This is a genomic window from Paracoccus sp. SM22M-07, from assembly GCF_001887735.1.
In the GTDB taxonomy this organism is placed as follows: domain Bacteria; phylum Pseudomonadota; class Alphaproteobacteria; order Rhodobacterales; family Rhodobacteraceae; genus Paracoccus.
The window spans coordinates 31664-53309 of sequence record NZ_JPKW01000017.1 but is presented as its reverse complement, the minus strand read 5'-3'; the positions used below and the strand labels follow the sequence as shown (position 1 = coordinate 53309).

At 65.4% G+C, this 21646-nt stretch carries 19 protein-coding genes; 13 read left to right on the top strand and 6 right to left on the bottom strand.

The genetic code is table 11. The features are described from left to right. Together IE00_RS17435 and IE00_RS17430 are read right to left on the bottom strand one after the other, a co-directional pair. Nucleotides 1-536, bottom strand: a 536-nt coding sequence (locus tag IE00_RS17435) for a hypothetical protein (protein ID WP_371328455.1), incomplete at its 3' end; no start/stop codon positions are given. Nucleotides 537-683: 147 nt separating this feature from the next. After that, nucleotides 684-1142, bottom strand: a complete 459-nt coding sequence (locus IE00_RS17430; RefSeq protein ID WP_072298463.1) for an Rrf2 family transcriptional regulator — start codon at nt 1140-1142, stop codon at nt 684-686. Between the two features lie 178 nt (nt 1143-1320). Between IE00_RS17430 and IE00_RS17425 the strand changes: the two genes are divergently transcribed. After that, nucleotides 1321-1983, top strand: coding sequence for an alpha/beta hydrolase (locus IE00_RS17425; protein ID WP_072298462.1), 663 nt, complete (start codon nt 1321-1323; stop codon nt 1981-1983). Between the two features lie 13 nt (nt 1984-1996). Then, nucleotides 1997-3130: an HD domain-containing protein gene (locus IE00_RS17420; RefSeq protein ID WP_072298461.1), complete on the top strand. Its 1134-nt coding sequence runs from the start codon at nt 1997-1999 to the stop codon at nt 3128-3130. A gap of 34 nt (nt 3131-3164) precedes the next feature. Here IE00_RS17420 and IE00_RS17415 read toward each other — a convergent pair whose 3' ends face one another. Next, nucleotides 3165-4277 (bottom strand): Hint domain-containing protein, encoded by a 1113-nt coding sequence (locus IE00_RS17415; RefSeq protein ID WP_240493985.1) that lies wholly within the window; start codon nt 4275-4277, stop codon nt 3165-3167. A gap of 235 nt (nt 4278-4512) precedes the next feature. Between IE00_RS17415 and IE00_RS17410 the strand changes: the two genes are divergently transcribed. The 7 genes from IE00_RS17410 to IE00_RS17380 all read left to right on the top strand — a co-directional run bounded on the left by IE00_RS17410 (nt 4513) and on the right by IE00_RS17380 (nt 14505). Further along, nucleotides 4513-5724: an NADP-dependent isocitrate dehydrogenase gene (locus IE00_RS17410; protein ID WP_072298460.1), complete on the top strand. Its 1212-nt coding sequence runs from the start codon at nt 4513-4515 to the stop codon at nt 5722-5724. A 125-nt stretch (nt 5725-5849) separates the two neighbouring features. Further along, nucleotides 5850-6518: a phosphoribosylformylglycinamidine synthase subunit PurQ gene (purQ, locus tag IE00_RS17405; RefSeq protein WP_072298459.1), complete on the top strand. Its 669-nt coding sequence runs from the start codon at nt 5850-5852 to the stop codon at nt 6516-6518. Between the two features lie 122 nt (nt 6519-6640). Further along, nucleotides 6641-8374, top strand: a complete 1734-nt coding sequence (locus IE00_RS17400; protein ID WP_371328457.1) for an ATP-binding protein — start codon at nt 6641-6643, stop codon at nt 8372-8374. 22 nt (nt 8375-8396) lie between these two features. Further along, nucleotides 8397-9722, top strand: coding sequence for a sigma-54 dependent transcriptional regulator (locus tag IE00_RS17395; RefSeq protein ID WP_072298458.1), 1326 nt, complete (start codon nt 8397-8399; stop codon nt 9720-9722). A gap of 31 nt (nt 9723-9753) precedes the next feature. Beyond that, entirely contained in the window at nt 9754-10938 is a 1185-nt protein-coding gene (gene metZ, locus IE00_RS17390) for an O-succinylhomoserine sulfhydrylase (protein WP_072298457.1), read from the top strand. Between the two features lie 47 nt (nt 10939-10985). After that, on the top strand, nt 10986-12017 hold the full coding sequence (folE2, locus tag IE00_RS17385) for a GTP cyclohydrolase FolE2 (protein WP_371328456.1): 1032 nt from the start codon (nt 10986-10988) through the stop codon (nt 12015-12017). Between the two features lie 121 nt (nt 12018-12138). Continuing rightward, complete coding sequence (locus IE00_RS17380) at nt 12139-14505, top strand: ATP-dependent helicase (RefSeq protein WP_072298455.1); 2367 nt, start codon at nt 12139-12141, stop codon at nt 14503-14505. On the opposite strand, the gene IE00_RS17375 is transcribed toward IE00_RS17380, so the two are convergent. Beyond that, nucleotides 14502-15290 (bottom strand): EcsC family protein, encoded by a 789-nt coding sequence (locus tag IE00_RS17375; protein WP_072298454.1) that lies wholly within the window; start codon nt 15288-15290, stop codon nt 14502-14504. The two genes, IE00_RS17380 and IE00_RS17375, sit on opposite strands and share 4 nt — an antisense overlap. A 165-nt stretch (nt 15291-15455) precedes the next feature. Here IE00_RS17375 and IE00_RS17370 point away from each other — a divergent pair, with 165 nt between their 5' ends. The 4 genes from IE00_RS17370 to IE00_RS17355 are packed head-to-tail and all read left to right on the top strand — an operon-like array spanning nt 15456 to nt 19586. Continuing rightward, the gene (locus IE00_RS17370; protein WP_083554496.1) at nt 15456-15704 is read left to right on the top strand and encodes a hypothetical protein; all 249 of its coding nucleotides are present in this window, start codon (nt 15456-15458) and stop codon (nt 15702-15704) included. Nucleotides 15705-15717: 13 nt separating this feature from the next. Then, nucleotides 15718-16299 carry a DUF1523 family protein gene (locus IE00_RS17365; protein ID WP_072298453.1) on the top strand — a complete coding sequence of 194 codons (582 nt, stop codon included), beginning with the start codon at nt 15718-15720 and terminating at the stop codon, nt 16297-16299. Continuing rightward, the gene (deoC, locus tag IE00_RS17360) at nt 16299-17240 is read left to right on the top strand and encodes a deoxyribose-phosphate aldolase (RefSeq protein WP_072298452.1); all 942 of its coding nucleotides are present in this window, start codon (nt 16299-16301) and stop codon (nt 17238-17240) included. The genes IE00_RS17365 and deoC overlap by 1 nt, the downstream gene beginning before the upstream one ends. Before the next feature lie 9 nt (nt 17241-17249). Next, complete coding sequence (locus tag IE00_RS17355) at nt 17250-19586, top strand: aldehyde dehydrogenase family protein (protein WP_072298451.1); 2337 nt, start codon at nt 17250-17252, stop codon at nt 19584-19586. 34 nt (nt 19587-19620) lie between these two features. On the opposite strand, the gene IE00_RS17350 is transcribed toward IE00_RS17355, so the two are convergent. After that, the gene (locus IE00_RS17350; RefSeq protein ID WP_083554495.1) at nt 19621-20586 is read right to left on the bottom strand and encodes an ABC transporter permease; all 966 of its coding nucleotides are present in this window, start codon (nt 20584-20586) and stop codon (nt 19621-19623) included. Then, a complete protein-coding gene (locus IE00_RS17345; RefSeq protein ID WP_072298450.1) occupies nt 20579-21586 on the bottom strand; it encodes an ABC transporter permease in 1008 nt (335 codons plus the stop codon). The genes IE00_RS17350 and IE00_RS17345 overlap by 8 nt, the downstream gene beginning before the upstream one ends. Between the last annotated feature and the right edge of the window lie 60 nt (nt 21587-21646).

Below are 21646 nucleotides of genomic sequence, written 5' to 3'. Positions count from 1 at the left end.
CCCGGCCCGGTCGCGACGCTTTCACCGCCGACTGCGGTGGTCGAGTTGCCGTTGGCGGCGGCGGTGTCGCCGATGGCCAGCGCGTCGACGCCATTGGCGACGGTCTCGTTGCCGATGGCGGTCGAGAGGTCGCTTTGTGCGTCGGCATTTTCACCGATGGCCAGCGAGCGCACGCCCTGCGCGGTGGCCAGGTGCCCGAAGGCCTGGGCGCGCTCAGCGGATGCCATGGACTGCCAGCCGATGGCCGATGCGCCCGGCCCGGTCGCGACGCTTTCACCACCGACTGCGGTGGTCGAGGGACCCGTCGCCATGGCGACGCCGCCGATGGCCACGCCGTCGACCGCTGTTTCGTCGGTCATTGCGTCGTCGCCGATGGCGACCGAGAATTCGCCATCGGCAGTCGAATTCACGCCGCATTCCACCGAATTGGTGCCCGCGCCCGTGTTGCAATCCGCCGTGGCATCGGCCCGCGCAAGCCCTGCGCCGCCGATCAGCGCGACAAACGCGACGCTGCCGTAAAGCGTCGCGATCTTCATGGAGTGTTTCGGGGTGGCTGACATGACGTTCTCCTCATCCGATGTGCATCAAGGCCCGTTCGCGGCCTCTGGCACCGATGACTCGGGCCGGGGGCGACCGGATGCGCGTCGGATCAAAAAAACTTCATCACCCCGTGAACGGGCGGATCATTCGTCCACGACGTTCAGGATCTTGGGCAGCGCGGGGCAGGGCAGCAGCTGGTTCTTGGCCACGTCCGCCAGGCTGTGATTGTGCAAAAACACATAGACATGCGCCGAGAGGCTTTCCCAAAGCCGGTTCGACAGCGTCTGCGCCCGCGACCCCGAGATGCCACCCGAAGCGCCGGCCCCGATATGCATGGCGCTGACGGTTTCATCGACGGCTTCGAGGATTTCGGCCACGCGGATGGTTTCGGGTGCGCGCGCAAGGCGATAGCCGCCGCCCGGACCCCGCACCGATGACACCAGCCCCGCGCGGCGCAGGCGCACGAACAGCTGTTCCAGATAGGGCAGCGAGATGTCCTGGCGGTTCGATATTTCGGCCAGCGAGGTCAGTTCGTCGTTCTTGGCGATGGCCAGATCCACCAGCGCGATGATGGCGTAACGCCCCTTGGTCGACAGTTTCATGGCACAGCCTCTTTTAAGCGGCACCGAAACATGTGCCTTGCATTGACGGGCGCCGTCATCGCGCGCTATGCCCAGCCCAGCATGTTTCTTGCCAAGTCCGCGCGGGCTTCCCAGATATCCCGTCTAGAAGCCATGCGCGCAAGCGTCAAGAAACCCGAAAGCCCTGTGAAGGAAGACCATGCCCGAGCTGATTTTCCCCGGCCCCGAAGGCCGTCTCGAAGCGCGCTACCACCCCCAGCCCGGCAAGCCCGACGCGCCCATCGCCATCGTCCTGCATCCGCACCCCCAGTTCGGCGGCACGATGAACAACCGGGTGGTCTATAACCTGCACTATGCGTTCCATCGCATGGGCTTTACCGTCATGCGGTTCAACTTCCGCGGCGTGGGCCGCAGCCAGGGCGAATTCGACCAGGGGGTCGGCGAATTGTCCGATGCCGCATCGGCGCTGGATCACCTGCAGTCGATGAACCCGAACAGCAAGCATTGCTGGGTCGCGGGTTTCAGCTTCGGCGCTTGGATCGGGATGCAGCTGCTGATGCGCCGCCCCGAGATCACCGGCTTCATCAGCGTGTCGCCGCCCGCGAACATGTATGATTTCAGCTTCCTGGCACCGTGCCCGTCTTCGGGGTTGATCGTGAACGGCACGGCCGATCGCGTGGCGCCCCCCAAGGACACCCACACGCTGGTCGGCAAGCTGCGCGAACAGAAGGGCATCACCATCACGCATGAAGAGATCGATGGCGCCGATCACTTCTTCCGCGATGACGAGGCCCACATGAAGCCGATGATCGACCTGATGCAGACCTATGTCCGCAAGCGTCTGACCGAAACCACGCGCTGAGGACGTTTTGTCAATGACCAACCGGATCGGCCAGCATGTCACTTTCCTGTGCGAGGCCGACCGGTTGAAATCCGTCACCCGCGCCAATGTCCTGATGGACCTGTCGCGGGACGAGAACAGCGCCGAACACAGCTGGCACGTCGCGCTTTACGCGATGGTCTTCGGCGCCAGCGACCGCGCCATCGCTATGCTGCTGATCCACGACCTGGTCGAGATCGACGTGGGCGATCAACCCATCCACCTGGACCATGACGTCGCGGCCCTGAACCGGGCCGAACTGGCCGCCGCCCGCCGCATCTTCGGACTGTCGCCCGATGCCGATCGTCTTCTGGCGCTGTGGTCCGAATTCGAAACCCACGGGTCCGATGATGCGGTGATGGCCAAGCGGATGGACCATGTGCATCCGCTGTTCCAGGTGATGCAGGCGCCCAGGCCTGTGCCCGAGCATGTCGACATCGTGCGCGACAACCTGGACCGGGGTCGCGCCGCGCGTCTGAACCATGAATGGCCGCAGATCATGCAGGCGGCGCGGCTGCTGCTGGCAGGCCAACCCCTGCCGGATGATGACCTGTCCCGTCGCCTGGCCTTCCTGGCCGAGGCTGACAAGCTGAAATCGGTTCATCGCGCCACGACGCTGATCGACCTGTCGCGCCATGAAAACAGCGCCGAACACAGCTGGCATCTGGCGCTTTACGCGCTGGCCTTTGCTGAACTGGCGGGTCCCGGCGTGAATATCGGCCGCGTCATCCGCATGCTGCTGATCCATGACCTGGTCGAAATCGACGTGGGTGACGTGCCGCTGCATTCGGCGGGCGGGCAGGCGCATGGTTCGGCACAGATCCAGGCCGACGAAGCCGCCGCCGCGCGCCGCATCTTCGGCCTGCTGCCTGCGGGGCAGGGGGCCGAGTTCCTGGCCCTGTGGCGGGAATTCGAGGAACAGCAGACCCCGGACGCGATCTTTGCCAAGGGGCTGGATCGCGCCCAGCCCGCCATCCAGCATCTGCATACCGGTGGCCTGGGCTGGATCGAATACGACGTGTCGCTGGCACAAATGGAAACGCGCGTCGGACAACCTGTCGGACGCGCGTCATCTGATTTGTGGGCTTGGCTTCACGACCGGCTGGCGCGTCACTTCGCAGCCGCCTGAACCGCCGCCCGACCGTGGTCGGGCAGAGCCAGGATCAGGAGGCCAGCGGTTGCCCGTTGGCCACGTGGCGCGACACCATCTGACGGACCTTGGCACCGCGTGCAAAGGGCCGCGCCGTCTGGGGCGAGGCCATCAGCACGCCGGGGAAGATCGCCTCGATCTCGGCCACCGCTTCGGCGCCAAGCGCGCGCAGGGCCTGTGCGCCGGGATAAAGCGATTCGCTGTCGGCACCGTTCGACAACACGACCTCGTGGGCGTCGAACATCAGGTGATGATAGGTGATCGAGGTCACCGCCGCATCAACGTCGATGCCCGGCAGTTCCGTCAGGTGCTTGGCCGGAACCAGCACCTCGAGCGCGCCGAACATCCGCTGGGCGATGGCCGAACGGACCAGGATGCGATGCTGCGGCGACACGACCAGATCGGTTGCGGGCATGCCCGCGCCCAGGGCGCCCGCCTTGATGCGGATCGGCAGCAGGTTGGGCTTGGATGCCAAGTCGATGGCGTCCAGATGGCTGACACCGGCCCAACGCAGCGGCTGGAAGCCGTTGTCGCGGGTCCAGACCATGTCGCCGACCTGCAGGGCCTCGACGGCGATGTCGCCCTTGTCGGTGCGGATCATCGTTCCGGCTGCAAAGCAGACGATATCAAGATCGAAGATGTCGGGGTTGAACGACACCAACGCGACATAGGTGTATTTCGGCAGCGGCTCGGCATCAAGAATTTCGACGGAATACAGCTGCTTGATGTCGGACCAATCGTCGACCGTATCCAGCGCCGGACGGAAGAACATGTCCCCGTTCCGCATCTGCATCATGACGCCTTCCTGATCGACCTGCGTTCCGTCGGGCATCGTGACACGATAGTCGACGCGCGCGAAACCGGTGATCTTCTGAACCGTCTCGCCACCTTCGGAGGGCGAGTCGTAGTTCATCCGGCTTGCGCCGTTCTGGGCCGGATTGTAGGTGGTCGCCCAGGCGGCAACGGGCTGGCCCTCGACGCTGAGGGAATTGGTCGGGGCACTGAGGGTCACCGCACTGATCTGATTGGGTCCGACCGCCTTGTAGCCGACCAGATTGTCGGCATCCGACTCGGACAGGGGTGTCCACGCAGTGGTGTTGTATTGCGGTTCATTGCCGAAATACATCCACGTCGCACTTTCAGTGGGATAGTACGCCATCACGGAACCCTCGCGCTAGATAAAGGACCCAAATACACCCACGCGCGCTTTTGTACTATTTGTCTAAAAGGATATGTTTACACATATTCGATGGGATTTCCGAGGGTTCCAACGGTTTCGCATACAATTGCATACCGTCTTCCCTTGCGGCCCCATTCGGGCTATAGCCGTGCCATCCAATTCAAACGCCAAGGGGGACCCCATGTCGAAGATCAAGGTCGCAAATCCCGTCGTCGAGCTTGACGGCGATGAGATGACGCGGATCATCTGGGATTTCATCAAGCAGAAGCTGATCCTGCCCTATCTGGACATCGACCTGAAATACTATGACCTGGGCATCGAGGAGCGTGACCGCACCGACGACCAGATCACGATCGATGCGGCCGAGGCCATCAAGAAATACGGCGTGGGCGTCAAATGCGCGACCATCACCCCCGATGAGGGCCGGGTCGAGGAATTCGGCCTGAAGAAGATGTGGCGCAGCCCGAACGGCACCATCCGCAACATCCTGGGCGGCGTCATCTTCCGCGAACCGATCATCTGCCAGAACGTGCCCCGCCTGGTGCCGGGCTGGACGCAGCCGATCATCGTCGGCCGCCACGCCTTCGGCGACCAGTATCGCGCCACCGATTTCCGCTTCCCCGGCAAGGGCAAGCTGACGATCAAGTTCGTCGGCGAAGACGGCGAGACGATCGAGCACGAGGTCTTCGACGCGCCCTCCTCGGGTGTCACCATGGCCATGTACAACCTGGACGATTCGATCCGCGATTTCGCTCGCGCCTCGATGAACTATGGCCTGTCGCGCGGCTATCCGGTCTATCTGTCGACCAAGAACACGATCCTGAAGGCCTATGACGGCCGCTTCAAGGACCTGTTCCAGGAAGTCTACGAGGCCGAGTTCGAAGACCGGTTCAAGAAGGCCGGCATCCATTACGAACACCGCCTGATCGACGACATGGTCGCATCCGCGATGAAATGGTCGGGCGGCTATGTCTGGGCCTGCAAGAACTATGACGGCGACGTTCAGTCCGACACGGTCGCGCAGGGCTTCGGCAGCCTGGGCCTGATGACCTCGGTGCTGATGACGCCCGACGGGCAGGTCGTGGAATCCGAAGCGGCCCATGGCACGGTCACGCGCCACTACCGCGAACACCAGAAGGGCAACGCGACCTCGACCAACTCGATCGCGTCGATCTTTGCCTGGACGGGTGGCCTGAAGCACCGCGCGAAACTGGACGACAACGCCGAGCTGCTGAACTTTGCACAGACGCTGGAGCGGGTGACCGTCCAGGCCGTGGAAGACGGTCACATGACCAAGGACCTGGCGCTGCTGGTCGGCCCCGACCAGAAATGGCTGACCACCATGGGCTATCTGGAAAAGGTCGATCAGTACCTGAACAAGGCCCTGGCCTAAGTCGGAACCGCGAAGGGGCCGGGCGCATCGCCCGGCCCCTTTCGCATGCGAGGGCCGGTGGCCCCTTTCTTCGTGGGAAAAGCTGCGCTATGTCCCGCCCATCCCCGCTGACAGGAGTCCTTGCGATGAAAGCCGCCGTCGTCACTTTCCCCGGATCGAACTGCGACCGCGACCTTGCCGTCGCGCTGGAACAGGCGGGGGCCGACGTCACCCGCGTCTGGCACAAGGATGACAGCCTGCCCGAGGGCATCGATCTGGTGGGCGTCCCCGGCGGCTTTTCCTTCGGCGACTATCTGCGCTGCGGGGCCATCGCGGCCCAATCGCCCATCGCGGCGGCGCTGCGGGCCCATGCGGCGCGTGGCGGTTATGTCCTGGGCATCTGCAACGGCTTTCAGGTCCTGACGGAACTGGGCCTGCTGCCCGGCGCGCTGATGCGCAACACCGGCCTGACCTTCCTGTGCAAGCCCACGACCCTGCGCGTCGCAACCGCCGACAGCGCCTTCACCGCGGGCTATGACAAGGGCCAGACGATCAGCATTCCCGTCGCCCACCATGACGGCAACTATCAGATCACGTCCGACGGGCTGGCGCAGCTGCAGGATCAGGACCGCATCGCCTTCACCTATGCCCCCGCTGTCAACGGATCCGTTCAGGACATCGCGGGCGTGCTGTCGGAAAACCGCCGCGTGCTGGGCATGATGCCCCACCCCGAACGCGCGGTCGATCCGGTCACCGGCGGCACGGATGGCGCCGCGATGTTCCGGGGGCTGGTCGACGCGCTTGCCCATGCCTGACTTGAGCCGCGCGCCGGTTGGTCCTAGATTGCGTCAGTCACGCGAAATGGACGGGCCGGTGTGTGGGCGGTGAACAGGACATTCAGGACAGTGTCGAACGCGGGCGGACCAGACGGTCGCGCCTGTCGAACCCGTGGTGGCTGCGTTCCACCGTCGTCCTGATATTCCTGACGGCGCTGGCGACGATCTGGACGACCAACGCATGGCTGACCGACCGGTTTTCCGAAAACACCCGCGTCAGGTCCGAACTGCGCATCGCGCTCTACAGCGGCAACCTGATGTCGGAACTGCAGCGCAATTCCGTGGTGCCGCTGCTGCTGGCGCGGGACCCGGCGCTGATCGCGGCGCTGCTGGGCAATGACTTCTCGACCACCTCGGCGCGTCTGATGACCGCGCAAGAGGAGATCGGCGCCGCCTCGATCCGGCTGCTGGATGCCTCGGGACGGGTGGTCGGATCGACCGACCGCTATCAGATCGGCGTGAACAGCGTCGCCGCCCCCTATTTCGTCGAGGCCCTGCGTGCCCGCGATACCGTCTTCACGGTATCCGAACTGGCCTCGGGGGCCTATGAATTCGCCTATTCCCGTGCCGTCGTGTCGGATGGCAAGACCCTGGGGGTCATCGTCGTGGGGGCCGATCTGTCCCAGCTGGAACGGTCTTGGGCAGGCATTTCGGACGCGGTGGCCGTTACCGACAGCGAAGGCAACATCATCCTGTCCACCGAACCGCGTTGGCGCGGCCTGACCATGCCGCAGGCCCTGGCGGTGCGGTCGGCACCATCGGCCATCCAGCGCGCCTTCCAGGTCACCGCCGACTGGACCGCGACGCCCGCCGATGCCTATGTCCAGGGCCGCGCCGTGATGCGGTCCGAGGCGCGCGTGCCCTTCCGCGGCTGGCGAATGATCAGCTTTACCGCCTACAGTTCGGTGCGTGAAAAGGTCAACGCGATCCTCGCCTTGCAGATCATGGGCTTTGCCATCCTGCTGGCGGGGACCTTCTGGCTGATGTCGCGCCGCGCGCGGCTGCAATCGGCCGCCTATCGCCGCGAATCCGCCGATCTGCGTGCCCTGAACGCCCGCCTGACGCGCGAGATCGCGGAACGCGAACGGGTGCAGAAGGAATTGCGGGTCGCCGAACAGACCATGCAGCAATCCAGCAAGCTGGCCGCCCTGGGGGAAATGTCCGCGGGCGTCAGCCACGAACTGAACCAGCCGCTGGCCGCGATGAAGACCTATCTGGCGGGCGCGCGCCTGCTGCTGCAGCGGTCCCGCCCCGAGGAGGCGCTGTCCAGCTTCCAGCGCATCGACGACCTGATCGACAGGATGGGGGCCATCACCCGGCAGCTGAAATCCTATGCCCGCAAGGGCGGCGAGGCGGTCGAACCCGTGGACCTGCGCGCCGCCGTCAGCAGCGCGCTGACCATGATGGAACCGCAGCTGCGCACGCGCCCCATCCGCATCATCCGCAACGTGCCGCGCGAACGGGTGATGGTCATGGCCGACCGCATCCGGCTGGAACAGGTGCTGATCAACCTGCTGCGCAACGCGGTCGATGCGGTCAAGGGCCGCCCCGATGCCGCGATCGAGATCACGGTCGAGGCCGGCGCTCACGCCTATGTGTCGATTCGCGACAACGGGCCGGGTGTATCGGACCTCGAAAAGCTGTTTGAACCCTTCTGGACGACCAAGAAGCCCGGCGAGGGCACTGGACTGGGGTTGGCCATCTCCTCCACCATCGTGGCGGATTTCGGGGGTCGGCTGACCGCACATAACGAAACCGAAGGCGGCGCCGTCTTCCGAGTCGAGCTGCCCTTGCACCGACCCGGACAGCCCCGCCAGGCCCTTGCGGCCGAATGACGCCAAACGAGAGGATTGCAGAATGTCCCGGAAATTGAAGATCGCGATCGTGGATGACGAACCCGACATGCGGGAATCCATCAGCCAGTGGCTGGTCCTGTCCGGCTTCGAGACCGAGACATTCGCCAGCGCCGAAGACGCGCTGAAGGTCATCGGGACCGATTGGCCCGGCGTCGTCGTGACCGATATCCGCATGCCCGGCATGGACGGGATGGCCTTCCTGAAGCGGCTGATGGGGCTGGACAGCAACCTGCCGGTCATCATGATCACCGGCCATGGCGACGTGCCCATGGCGGTCGAGGCGATGCGCCTTGGCGCGATGGACTTCATGGAAAAGCCCTTCAACCCCGACCGCATGACGGCGCTGGCGAAAAAGGCCACGCAGGCGCGGCGGATGACGCTGGACAACCGCGCCCTGCGCCGCGACCTGTCCGAGGGCCAGCAGGTGATGTCCAAGCTGATCGGCGCCAGCCCGGTGATGGAACGCCTGCGCGAGGACATCCTGGACCTGGGGCAGGCCGACGGCCATGTGCTGATCGACGGGGAAACAGGCACCGGCAAGACGCTGGTCGCCCATGCGCTGCACGCGGTCGGTCCGCGCGCGTCCAAGAAATTCGTGCCGGTCAGCTGCGCGGCCTTCAACGACGAGGCCTTGGCCACGCGCCTGTTCGGCCCGATGGAGGAAGGCCTGCCCGCGGTCGAGGAAGCCCGCGCCGGCACGCTGTGTCTTGAGGATATCGAGGCGCTGTCCGAACCGCTGCAGGCGCGTCTGCTGGCCTTCATCAGCGAACAGGGCACGCCCGCCGAGACCCGCATCATCGCCATCAGCAACGCCCGCGGAGAGGGCCGCAAGGCCGAGGATTCGCTGCGTCCGGACCTCTTCTATCGCCTCTCGGCGCTGAAGATCACCCTGCCGCCGCTGCGCGCGCGGGGTGAAGACATTCTGGCGCTGTTCACCCGCATGACCGAGCAGTTTTCCGAAGAATACGGCTGCGAACCCCCGCAGGTCAGCGCCCAGGAGGCCGCCCAGCTGCTGCAGGCGCCCTGGCCCGGCAATATCCGCCAGCTGATCAACGTGGCCGAACGCGCCGTGCTGCAGAACCGTCGCGGATCGGGGTCGATCGCCTCCTTGCTGATGGCGGATGGCGAGGATAACCAGCAGGCCACCACGACCGAGGGCAAGCCGCTGAAGGAATATGTCGAAAGCTTCGAGAAGATGCTGATCGACAACACCATGCGCCGCCACAAGGGCAGCATCGCCAGCGTCATGGACGAACTGTGCCTGCCGCGTCGGACCCTGAACGAGAAAATGGCAAAATACGGGTTGCAGCGCGGCGACTACCTGTAAGCCCCGCAGCCGTCATCGAAAGGCAGAACTTATGACCGCCAAGTCCGACAAGGACCTCAGCCCCCGCACCCGTGCCGTCCATCACGGCACCCGCCGCAGCCAGTACGGCGAGATGGCCGAGGCGATCTTCCTGACCCAGGGCTTCGTCTATGACAACGCCGCCCAGGCCGAGGGGCGCTTCCAGGGGACGGGGCCGGACGAATTCATCTATGCCCGCTATGGCAACCCCACCAGCCGCATGTTCGAGGATCGCATCGCGTCGCTGGAAGGGACCGAGGATGCCTTCGCCACCGCCAGCGGCATGGCGGCCGTCAACGGCGCGATGTTTGCCATGTGCAAGCCCGGCGATCATGTGGTGGCCGCTCGCGCGCTGTTCGGGTCCTGCCTTTACGTGCTGGACCTGCTGGTGAAATTCGGGGTCGAGGTGAGCTTCGTCGACGGCACCGATCTGGACCAGTGGCGCGCCGCGATCCGCCCCGACACCCATGCGGTCTTCTTCGAAAGCGTGTCGAACCCCACGCTGGAGGTGATCGACCTGAAGGCCGTGGCCGAGATGGCCCATGCCGTCGGCGCCACCGTGGTCGTGGACAACGTCTTTGCCACGCCGGTCTTTTCGCGCGCCGCCGAACTGGGCGCCGATGTCATCGTCTATTCCGCGACCAAGCATATCGACGGCGGCGGGCGCGCCCTGGCCGGCGTCATCTGCGGCACGCGCCAATTCGTGCGCGAAGTGGCCGAGCCCTATCTGAAACATACCGGCGGTGCGATCAGCCCCTTCCACGCCTGGATCATGCTGAACGGGCTGCAGACCATGGATCTGCGGGTGCGCGCGCAGGCCGATGCGGCGGCCTCGATCGCCGCGGCCCTGCATGGCCATCCGGCGCTGTCGCGGGTGATCTATCCGGGGCTGGCCGACCATCCCCAGCATGACCTGGCCATGCGCCAGATCGGGTCGGGCGGCACGATGATCGCGCTGGAGGTCGCAGGCGGCAAGGAGGCGGCCTTTGCGGTTCTGGACGGGCTGGAGATCATCAAGATCTCGAACAACCTGGGCGATGCGAAATCCATCGCGGTCCATCCCGCGACGACGACCCATCAGCGTCTGTCGGATGCCGACAAGGCGCATCTGGGCATCACGCCCGGCTTGATCCGCCTGTCCATCGGCCTGGAGGATGCGGGCGATCTGACCCGCGACCTGCTGAACGCGCTGGGCTGAAAACGGCACCCGCGACCCGGCAATGACGATGCCGGGTCGCGCTTTTCATTAACATTTCGACTTGGGTTGCTTATATGGGCCCGGACGCTGCCCCGGAGGCCATGATGACCCAAGCCCGCCCCATGACGCCCGCCTATCCCGCCCTGATCCGCAGCTATGACGCGGATTTCAAGGTCGACGAGGCCTACAAGGCCGATCTGCCCGACCTGCAGAACGGTCCCGCCAGTCTGATCATCGGGGCCCGCGCGCCCATCCAGCATGTCGGGATCTCGAACTTCCGGCTGCCGATCCGCTATCAGACCCGCGACGACGGGGTGAATGGCGGAGAGATCGTGCTGGAAACCAGCGTGACCGGCACCGTCAGCCTGGAGGCCGACCGCAAGGGCATCAACATGAGCCGCATCATGCGGTCCTTCTATGGCCATTCCGAACATCTGTTCAGCCTGTCGGTGCTGGAAGCCGCGCTGGAGGACTACAAGTCCCATCTGGACGCGCTGGATGCGCGCATCCAGATGCGGTTCTCCTATCCGATGCGGGTGGATTCGCTGCGTTCGGGGCTGTCGGGCTGGCAGTATTACGACATCGCGCTGGAGGTGATCGAACACAAGGGCCAACGCCTGCGGGTGATGCATGTCGATTACGTCTATTCCTCGACCTGCCCCTGTTCGCTGGAACTGTCCGAACATGCGCGCGAAACCCGCGGTCGCCTGGCCACGCCGCATTCGCAGCGCTCGGTCGCGCGGATATCGCTGGTCATGGAGGGAAGCGAGAAGATCTGGTTCGAGGATGTCATCGACCTCTGCCGTCGCGCCGTGCCCACCGAAACGCAGGTCATGGTCAAGCGCGAGGATGAACAGGCCTTTGCGGAACTGAACGCCGCCAACCCGATCTTTGTCGAGGACGCGGTGCGCGCCTTTGCGGGACAGATGCTGGCCGATCCGCGCATCGGGGATTTCCGGGTGATCGCCAGCCATCAGGAATCGCTGCATTCCCATGATGCGGTCAGCCTGCTGACCAGCGGCCCGACATTCGCGCAGGAATCGCTGGACCCGACCACTTTTGCGGCACTGAAGGCCTGACGCCGCAAGCCCGGCTGCACGCGGAACCTGGCCCTGGGGCTGATCTGCAGATGAAGGACGGCGCGGAACGAAATGGGAACATGCCCTTTCCATATCGGTTTCCCGCGCCTATGCTGAAGGTATGGATGTGATCGACGATTCCGAAGGTGAGACCCCCGTGCCGCTGTCGCGCCGTGCGATGGCCGCGCGCCCGATGCCCTATCTGGAAGGGCTGAATGCCGCGCAGCGCGCCGCGGTCGAGGCGCTGGACGGGCCGGTCCTGATGCTGGCCGGGGCAGGGACCGGCAAGACGCGTGCGTTGACGACGCGCATCGCGCATCTGCTGATGCTGGGCAAGGCGCGGCCCGGTCAGCTGCTGGCCGTGACCTTCACCAACAAGGCCGCGCGCGAGATGAAGGAACGCATCGCCCGTCTGCTGGGTGAGACGGTCGAGGGGATGCCCTGGCTGGGCACCTTTCACAGCATCAGCGTCAAGATCCTGCGCCGCCATGCCGAGCTGATCGGACGCGAGGGGCTGCATCTGAAGCCCAGCTTCACCATCCTGGACACCGACGACCAGATCCGTCTGCTGAAGCAGCTGATCCGCGCCGAGAACATCGACGAAAAGCGCTGGCCCGCAAGGCAGCTGGCCCATCTGATCGACGGCTGGAAGAACCGCTGCCTGACCCCCGCCAACCTGCCCAAGGGCGAGGGTGCGGCCTTTGACGGCCAGGGCGGCAAGCTTTACGCCCAATACCAGGATCGTCTGCTGACGCTGAACGCGGTCGATTTCGGCGACCTGTTGATGCATTGCGTGACCCTGTTTCAGGCCCATCCCGACGTGCTGCGGCAATGGCAGGACCGGTTCCGCTATGTGCTGGTCGACGAATATCAGGATACCAACGTGGCGCAGTACATGTGGCTGCGCCTGCTGGCCCAATCGCATCGCAACATCTGCTGCGTGGGCGATGACGACCAGTCGATCTATGGCTGGCGCGGGGCCGAGGTGGGCAACATCCTGCGCTTCGAAAAGGATTTTCCGGGCGCCGAGGTGATCCGGCTGGAACAGAATTACCGCTCGACCCCGCAGATCCTGGGGGCGGCTTCGGGGCTGATCGCTGCGAACAGCGGACGTCTGGGCAAGACCTTGTGGACGGATGCCGAACCGGGCGAACCGGTGCGCCTGATCGGCCATTGGGACAGCGAAGCCGAGGCCCGCTGGATCGGCGAGGAGATCGAGGCCTTTCAGGGTGGCCACCGGGCGGCCCTGGGGCGGGTGTCGCTGGACGACATCGCGATTCTGGTGCGGGCATCGCATCAGATGCGCGCCTTCGAAGACCGTTTCATGACCATCGGTCTGCCCTATCGCGTCATCGGCGGCCCGCGCTTTTACGAACGCCAGGAAATCCGCGATGCGATGGCTTATTTCCGGCTGGTGACCAGCCCTGATGACGACCTGGCCTTTGAACGCGTGGTGAACACCCCCAAACGCGGCCTGGGCGACAAGGCATTGCAGACCATCCAGCTGGCGGCGCGGCAGAATGGCGTGAACCTGCTGGAGGGCGCGCGCATCGTGGTCGAGGAAAAGCATGTCGGCGGCAAGGGGCTGGCCAATCTGCGCGATTTCGTGGCGCTGATCGGACGGTCGCACATGGAGGTGCTGAACGGCACCAACCATATCGAGCTGGCCGAACGCATCCTGGACGAATCCGGCTATACCGCCATGTGGCAGAACGACAAGTCGCCCGATGCGCCGGGTCGTCTGGAAAACCTCAAGGAACTGGTCAAGGCCTTGGAGGAGTTCGAGAACCTCCAGGGCTTCCTGGAACATGTGGCGTTGGTGATGGACCGTGATGACGGCCAGCAGACCGAGCAGGTCAGCATCATGACGCTGCACGGTGCCAAGGGACTGGAATTCCCGGTGGTCTTCCTGCCTGGGTGGGAAGACGGGCTGTTCCCCAACCAGCGCGCCATGGACGAACAAGGCACCAAGGGCCTGGAGGAGGAGCGGCGTCTGGCCTATGTCGGCATCACCCGCGCCGAACGGCTGGCCACGATCAGCTTTGCGGGCAACCGGCGGCTTTACGGTCAGTGGCAAAGCTCTCTGCCGTCGCGCTTTGTCGACGAACTGCCCGAGGAACATGTCGAGGTTCTGACGCCCCCCGGCCTTTACGGCGGTGGCTATGGTGCGGCCATGGCATCAGCGGGCAGCGTGCAGATGCACGACCGGGCGGCCAAGGCCGATGTCTATAACTCGCCCGGCTGGAAACGCATGCAGGCCAAGGCCGCGGAACGCCGCGCGCCGGTCCATCGCACCCCCGTCACCATCGACGCCGCCCCCGCCAGCCGCTTTGCGGTGGGCGACACGGTCAGCCATGCCAAATTCGGCGAGGGCCAAGTGATGGGCGTGGCCGAGGATACGCTGACAATCCAGTTCGCGGCGGGCTTCAAGAACATCAAGGCCGCCTATGTCCAGCCCGCAGGTGGCGACGACGACGTGCCCTTCTAGGCGCTGCGGCGGCGGCCGATCCGGGGCGTGTGGCCCGCGCGCTCCAGCGCCGCCGCGTAAAGCGCGTCGATATCCTGATCGGGATGATCGGCGGCCAGGCGCAGCAGGCCGAAATGAATGCCGGCCACCGTTTCGTAATGTTCGACGAAGGCATAGTTGATGGCGGCGCCCGTGGCGGCCCCCAGCACGGGAACGGTCTGCGCGCCCAGCTTGGCCGTCACACGCGATGCGAAGGTGCCGGCAAAGCGGCTGATCAGCGCCGAAACCGTCTGGCCGTTCGTCAGCACGCGGTTGGCCAGGAAGGATTGCGCGACCGCGTCGCCATCCTTGCCGGGTTCGCCGTATTGGAACACCGCCAGGCATTCCAGTCGCACCTGCGGATCGCTGGTGTCAAACCCGTGCTGGCGCGCGACCTTCTGGATCGAGTTGAAGATCACCGTGGTCGAGGCGACCAGATCGGGCACCAGCCCCGCAAAGCCGAACCAACCGCCCGTCGCACCCGATACCACCGCCGCCGCGCGATTGGCGATCAGCGGTGCGTGGCGGACGACGCCGATCTGGTCGGTCCGTCCCGACAGGTCGTAAAGCTGCTGGAAGGCACTTTCCAGGACCTTCTCCAGCGCGACGGGCGACATGCCCAGCACGGTCGTCGCGGCCCCTTCGGTCAGGCGGCCCACGGCCTCGACCCCGCGCATCAGCAGGCTGCGGCCGCGCAGGTGCCGGGCGGCCAGGCGGTCAAGCTGTCGGGTAAGATCGTCGGGGACGGGCAGGGTCATCTTGGACATTCCCATGGTGGTTGTGGCTGGCATGCCAACGCGGCCCCCCGCGCATGGGTTGCCTGACGTGACGCGACATCTGGTCCCCGCTTGCGCCCGCGTGTTACGCTGGAGGACGCGACCCAAGGGAAGGACAGGGGCAAGGTGGCATTGATCCGGCTGTAGCTGTTCGTCTTGGCGGTCCAACTGCTTTTCTATGTGCTGCTGCGCGTCTATGTCCGGTCCCAGCAGGTCGAACGTCTGGAACACCGTTGGGATGCGCGCCACCCCGACAGACCCGGCGACAGCGCGGCCCGGCGCGCCTTCATCGCCAAGGCGATGACGGGCTTTGAGAAGAGCCTGAGGGCGCGTCTGTCCCTGCTGGTCTTCGTGCTGCCGACGCTGGCCATCCTGGTCATCGTCTATCTGGTCAACTGGCACTAGGAGCTGCCGTCACATGTATTACCTTCGCGTCGCCATCGGCGTCCTGTTCGGCATCCTGGCCTTTGCGCTGCTGGATTACACCCTGCCGTCCAAGAACACGGTCAGGATCAGCAACACCTATAACCGGCTGACATCGATCCCGCCCTCGGCCACGATCTTCTGGGCCGCGGACAGCACCGGCACGGTGGAAAACGCATCCGGTCAGCGCGACGTGCGCTTCATCGACACGGTGCGCCCCGGCGGCAGCGTCTTCGTCTATCGCAACGAAGACACCGGCTGGGTCTGGCCGCCCTATTTCAAATATGACAGCTCGAATCTGCATGCCGAGGCGACCAACCTGAAATCCCCAGGCAGCGATCCGATCTGGGTCAGCGTGACGGGTTACGGCTGGCGCATCCCGTGGATGTCGACCTATCCCAACGCCATTTCCATCAACACTGTCGCGGGGCCCGACGAACGCCCCACGAACTGGCCCGCCATGGTGATCTGCGCGGTCATGCTGGTCCTGCTGGCGCTGATCTGGCGGATGTGGGCGCAATTTCACGAACGCGGGCTGACGCCGATGCGTGACCGCCTGAACCGAAAGGGCAAGTGATGACCCAGAACCCCGGCACCGACCTGCGGACCGACTGGTTCGCGGACCTGCGCATCAACACCCCCGCCGTCGAACGGCGCGCGGCGACGCTGCCCACGCGGCGCAGCCTGAAGCAGGATCACCAGGCGGCCTGGCTGCTGAACGCGGTGCGCTGCATCGACCTGACGACGCTGGCGGGCGACGACACGCCCGACCGCGTGGCGCGCTTGTGTGCCAAGGCGCGCCAGCCCATCGCGTCCGAATTGCTGGATGCCATGGGCGTCGCGGGCCTGACCACGGGTGCAGTCTGCGTCTATCCGACCATGGTCGGTCCCGCCAAGCGCGCCTTGGGCAATTCCGGCATTCCGGTGGCCAGCGTCGCGACGGGCTTTCCCGCCGGCCTGATGCCCTTGGACCTGCGCCTGGCCGAGATCCGCTATGCCCTTGACCAGGGCGCGGATGAGATCGACATCGTCATCACCCGCGCCCATGTGCTGCAGGGCAACTGGGCGGCGCTTTACGACGAATTGCGCGCCATGCGCGAGGCCTGCGGTGCGGCCCGCATGAAGGCCATCCTGGCCACGGGCGATCTGAAATCGCTGGAAAACGTTGCCCGCGCCAGCCATGTCGCCATGCAGGCCGGGGCCGACTGGATCAAGACATCCACGGGGAAAGAGGGCGTGAACGCGACCCTGCCGGTCAGCCTGGTCATGTGCCGCACCATCCGCGATTACGGCATGCGCACCGGCCACAAGGTGGGCTTCAAGCCCGCGGGTGGCCTGCGCACCGCCAAGGACGCGATCAGCTGGCAGGTCCTGATGGCCGAAGAGCTGGGCCGCGAATGGCTGACGCCCGACCTGTTCCGGATCGGCGCCAGCAGCCTTCTGGGCGATATCGAACGACAGATCAGTCATCACGTGACGGGCCGCTATGCCGCCGCCCATCGCCTGGCACTTGCGTAAGGAAACGGGATGAGCCTTGTGAACGACATCATGCAATCCATGGAATACGGCCCCTCGTCCGAGGATGCCTCGGCCGCCCGCGACTGGCTGGCCCGGCGTGGGACATTCGGCCATTTCATCAACGGCAGCTTCACGACCCCGGGTCAGGTCTTTGACACCCGCGATCCCTCGACCGGCGACGTGCTGGCCCGCGTGACCCAAGGGACCGCCGACGACATCGCCGCCGCCGTCAAGGCCGCCCGCAAGGCGCAGCGCCCTTGGGCGAACCTGTCGGGGACGGAACGGGCGCGGTTCCTCTATGCCATCGCGCGCCATGTCCAGAAACGCGAACGCTTCCTGTCGGTGCTGGAGACGCTGGACAACGGCAAGCCCATCCGCGAGGCGCGCGACGGGGACATCCCGCTGGTTGCGCGGCATTTCTATCACCATGCGGGCTGGGCCGAACTGCGCGACACGCAGTTCCCGGGTCACGCGCCCCTGGGCGTCTGCGGCCAGATCATCCCGTGGAATTTCCCGTTGCTGATGCTGGCGTGGAAGATCGCGCCGGCGCTGGCCGCCGGGAACACGGTCGTGCTGAAGCCCGCCGAATACACCCCCCTGACCGCGCTGGCCTTTGCCGAAATCTGCCAGGAGGTCGGCCTGCCCGCCGGCGTCGTGAACATCGTGACCGGTGACGGCACCACGGGCGCGGCACTGGTCGCGGCCGATGTGGACAAGATCGCCTTCACCGGATCGACGGAGGTCGGGCGCGGCATCGCGCGGGCCTTGTCGGGAACCGGGCGCAAGCTGACGCTGGAACTGGGCGGCAAGTCGCCCTTCATCGTGATGGAGGATGCCGATCTGGACGCCGCCGTCGAAGGTGTCGTGGACAGCATCTGGTTCAACCAGGGCCAGGTCTGCTGCGCCGGATCGCGCATCCTGGTCGCGGAATCCGTGGCCGAACGGTTCGAAACCCTGATGCGTGCCCGCATGGACCGGCTGCGCGTGGGTTCGCCCCTGGACAAGTCCACCGATATCGGCGCCATCGTCGACCCGGTGCAAAAGGACCGCATCCTGTCGATCTGCAAGGCCGCGACCGATGCCGGGGCCGATCTGGTCGGTGGCCAGCCGCAGGACGGCTGCTTTATCGCGCCGGGCTATCTGAAGAACATCGCCCCGGCCAATCCCGGCATGCAGGACGAAATCTTTGGCCCCATCGCCACCCTGTCGACCTTCCGCACCGCGGATGAGGCGATCGAGCTGGCCAACAACACCCGCTATGGCCTGGCCGGTTCGGTCTGGTCGGAAAGCGCGACGGTCGCCACCGACATGGCCGCACGCATCAAGGCGGGCGTCATCTGGATCAACTGCGCCAACATGTTCGACGCGGCCGCGCCTTTCGGCGGCTATCGCGAAAGCGGATATGGACGCGAAGGCGGCCATGCGGGGATGCTGGATTACCTGGCCGCCCCCGCCCCCAAGAATGGCGGCGAGGGCAAGCTGAAGCCCTTGGACGCCGTGACCGACGGCGATGCGGCCAAGCCGCAGGGCATCGACCGCACCGCCAAGATGTATATCGGCGGCGCGCAGAAGCGTCCCGATGGTGGCGCCTCCTATGCGGTGCCGGGCGGGCTGGCGCCCCTTGGCAGCCGCAAGGACATCCGCAACGCGGTCGAGGCTGCCTCCAAGGCTGGAAAATGGGCCGCAATGGGCGGTCACGCCCGCGCACAGGTTCTGTATTTCCTCGCCGAGAACCTGGCCGCCCGCGCCGATGAATTCGCCGCCCGCACCAACAAGCGCGAGGTCGAGGCTGCTATCGACCGTGCCTTCCACTATGCCGCCTGGGCCGACAAGTTCGACGGGCGCAACGTGCAGGCCAAGCCGGGGCATCTGGTGAATGTCATCCCCGAACCGATGGGCATCATCGGCATCGCCTGTCCGAATCGGAACCCTCTGGCGGGCTTCCTGTCGCTGGTCCTGCCCGCCATCGCCATGGGCAACAGCGTCGTGGCGATCCCCGCGCAGAACGATCCGCTGGCGGTGGCGGATCTGTATCAGGTGCTGGACACGTCGGATGTGCCGGCCGGGGTGGTGAACATCGTGACAGGCGCGCGCGACGCGCTGGCCACGCATCTGGCCCTGCATGATGAGGTCGCGGCCCTGTGGTATTGCGGCACCCCCGAAGGGCACGAGGCCGTCGATCAGGCCGCCAGCGGCAATCTGAAACCCGTCTGGCCCGTCCCGCATCGCGACTGGACTGGCAATGACGCGCAGGGGCAGGATTTCCTGAACCATGCCGTGCGGCAAAAGACGATCTGGCTGCCTTATGGCGCGCTGCCTGCGGGCAGCGGCAGCGCGGCCTATTGACGAAGAAGGGGGGCCGCGCGGCCCCCCTTTCGCATCACCGTCCGCGGATGCGCGGGTCCATCGCGTCGCGCAATCCGTCACCGATATAGTTGACGCACAGCACCGTCAGCGAAATCAGGACACCGGGAAAGATCACCCGCGACGGGTAGAGCACCATCTGGTCCACCGCATCATAGAGCAGCCGCCCCCAGGTCGGGAAATCGGGCGGGAAGCCCAGTCCCAGAAAGCTGAGCGCCGATTCCGTGATGATCGCCGTGGCGATCCCCAGGGTCGCCGCCACCATGATCGGCGACATGACGTTCGGCAGGATGTGGCGCAGGATCATCCGATGGCTGGGCGTGCCGATGGACCGGGCGGCCAGGATGAATTCACGCTCCTTCAGGCCCAGCACCTCGCCCCGGACGATGCGGGCGGCCTGCATCCAGCTGGTCGCCCCGATGGCCGAGACGATCAGCAGGAAGATCCCGAAGGCCGCGCCGAAGGTCTGGGACAGCGGCTCGCGGAACAGGGTCACCATCAGCAACAGCAGCGGCAGCAGCGGCAGCGCCAGGAACAGTTCGGTCACGCGCATCAGCGGACCGTCCAACCGGCGGAAATAGCCCGCCGACACGCCGATCAGGCTGCCGATGAAGATGGCGATGGCCATGGCGGTCAACCCGACCGCGATGGACACCTGTCCCCCCGCCATCAGACGGGCCAGCATGTCGCGGCCCAGCTGGTCGGTGCCAAGCGGATGGGCCAGCGAAAAGCCCTGGTTGCGCGCGCGGATGTCCACGAAGGTCGGGTCCATCCGCCAGATCAGCGGCCCCACCGACACGAAGAGGATGATCCCCACGAACAGCACCAGCGCCACCATCGCGCCGCGATGGCTGCGGAACTGGCGCCAGACATCGCCCCATTGGCTGCGGTTGGGTGAAGGGGCCACGGGGGGCGATGCGGCGGCGGGGGTGGCCGCGTTCCCGGCGGTCAGGGTGGTGGTCTTGTCGGCAGGGTCAGTCATAACGGATCCTTGGGTCCAGCACCCCATAGAGGATGTCTGCGATCAGGGTGAAGACGACGATCAGGATCGCGAAGATGAAGGTCAGGGTCAGCACCATCGGGATGTCGTTGCCGTGGATGGCGGTGATCAGCAGCTGGCCCAGCCCGTTCACCTTGAAGACCTGTTCGGTGATGATGGCGCCGCCGAAGACGGCCGGCAGACCAAGCGCAATCACGGTGACGACGGGGATCAGGCTGTTCCGCAACACGTGTTTCAGCACGACGACGCGTTCCGACAGGCCCTTGGCGCGGGCGGTGCGGACGTAATCCTGGCCCAGGTTGTCCAGCATGGATGATCGCATGAAGCGGCTGATCTGGGCGGCATTGTACAGGGCCAGCACCGTGACGGGCATGACCATCTGGCGGACCTGCGCCATGAAGCTGTCCCAGTCCCGCACCTGCAGGGTGGTGTCATAGACCGAAGGGAACCATTGCAGGTTCACGCCGAAGATGATGATCAGCACCACGCCGGTAAAGAAGGTCGGCATGGAAAAGCCGATCATCGACACGAAGGTGCCGATCTGGTCGAACCAGCTGTATTGGCGATAGGCCGACAGGATGCCGATGGGAATGGCGATCAGGATGCCCACCACATAGGACATGCCGACCACCGTCAGCGTCTGGGGGACGCGCTGCGCGATGACGTCGAAGACGGGGCTGCGCGACTGGAAGCTGATGATGCGCTGCATGCCGTCGCTGAAACCGGTGCCGAAGGCCTGGTCGAACCAGTAAAGCGGCTCGACCCAGAAGAACTGCTTCAGCCACAGGACATAGCGGACGAACCACGGCTCGCCCAGGCCCAGGGCGGCGCGCATGCGGTCGCGCACTTCGGGGGGGACGGTCAGGGGGACATCGCCAAGCGGATCGCCGGGGGATGCTTCCAGCAGCAGGAAGATCACCAGCGAGATGAACAGCAATGTCGGGATCGCCAGCAACAGCCGGCGTATGGTGAAATTGAGCATGGTGCCTCGGTCGAAGGGTTGCGGGCGGGAACCTGTCCCGCCCTGCGCCAGAGGGGCCGC

Coding starts and splice junctions, on each gene's coding strand:
- IE00_RS17430 (WP_072298463.1), bottom strand. CDS start 1,142: ATGAAACTGTCGACCAAGGGGCGTTACGCCATCATCGCGCTGGTGGAT.
- IE00_RS17425 (WP_072298462.1), top strand. CDS start 1,321: ATGCCCGAGCTGATTTTCCCCGGCCCCGAAGGCCGTCTCGAAGCGCGC.
- IE00_RS17420 (WP_072298461.1), top strand. CDS start 1,997: ATGACCAACCGGATCGGCCAGCATGTCACTTTCCTGTGCGAGGCCGAC.
- IE00_RS17415 (WP_240493985.1), bottom strand. CDS start 4,277: ATGTATTTCGGCAATGAACCGCAATACAACACCACTGCGTGGACACCC.
- IE00_RS17410 (WP_072298460.1), top strand. CDS start 4,513: ATGTCGAAGATCAAGGTCGCAAATCCCGTCGTCGAGCTTGACGGCGAT.
- purQ (WP_072298459.1), top strand. CDS start 5,850: ATGAAAGCCGCCGTCGTCACTTTCCCCGGATCGAACTGCGACCGCGAC.
- IE00_RS17395 (WP_072298458.1), top strand. CDS start 8,397: ATGTCCCGGAAATTGAAGATCGCGATCGTGGATGACGAACCCGACATG.
- metZ (WP_072298457.1), top strand. CDS start 9,754: ATGACCGCCAAGTCCGACAAGGACCTCAGCCCCCGCACCCGTGCCGTC.
- IE00_RS17380 (WP_072298455.1), top strand. CDS start 12,139: ATGGATGTGATCGACGATTCCGAAGGTGAGACCCCCGTGCCGCTGTCG.
- IE00_RS17375 (WP_072298454.1), bottom strand. CDS start 15,290: ATGTCCAAGATGACCCTGCCCGTCCCCGACGATCTTACCCGACAGCTT.
- IE00_RS17365 (WP_072298453.1), top strand. CDS start 15,718: ATGTATTACCTTCGCGTCGCCATCGGCGTCCTGTTCGGCATCCTGGCC.
- deoC (WP_072298452.1), top strand. CDS start 16,299: ATGACCCAGAACCCCGGCACCGACCTGCGGACCGACTGGTTCGCGGAC.
- IE00_RS17355 (WP_072298451.1), top strand. CDS start 17,250: ATGAGCCTTGTGAACGACATCATGCAATCCATGGAATACGGCCCCTCG.
- IE00_RS17350 (WP_083554495.1), bottom strand. CDS start 20,586: ATGACTGACCCTGCCGACAAGACCACCACCCTGACCGCCGGGAACGCG.
- IE00_RS17345 (WP_072298450.1), bottom strand. CDS start 21,586: ATGCTCAATTTCACCATACGCCGGCTGTTGCTGGCGATCCCGACATTG.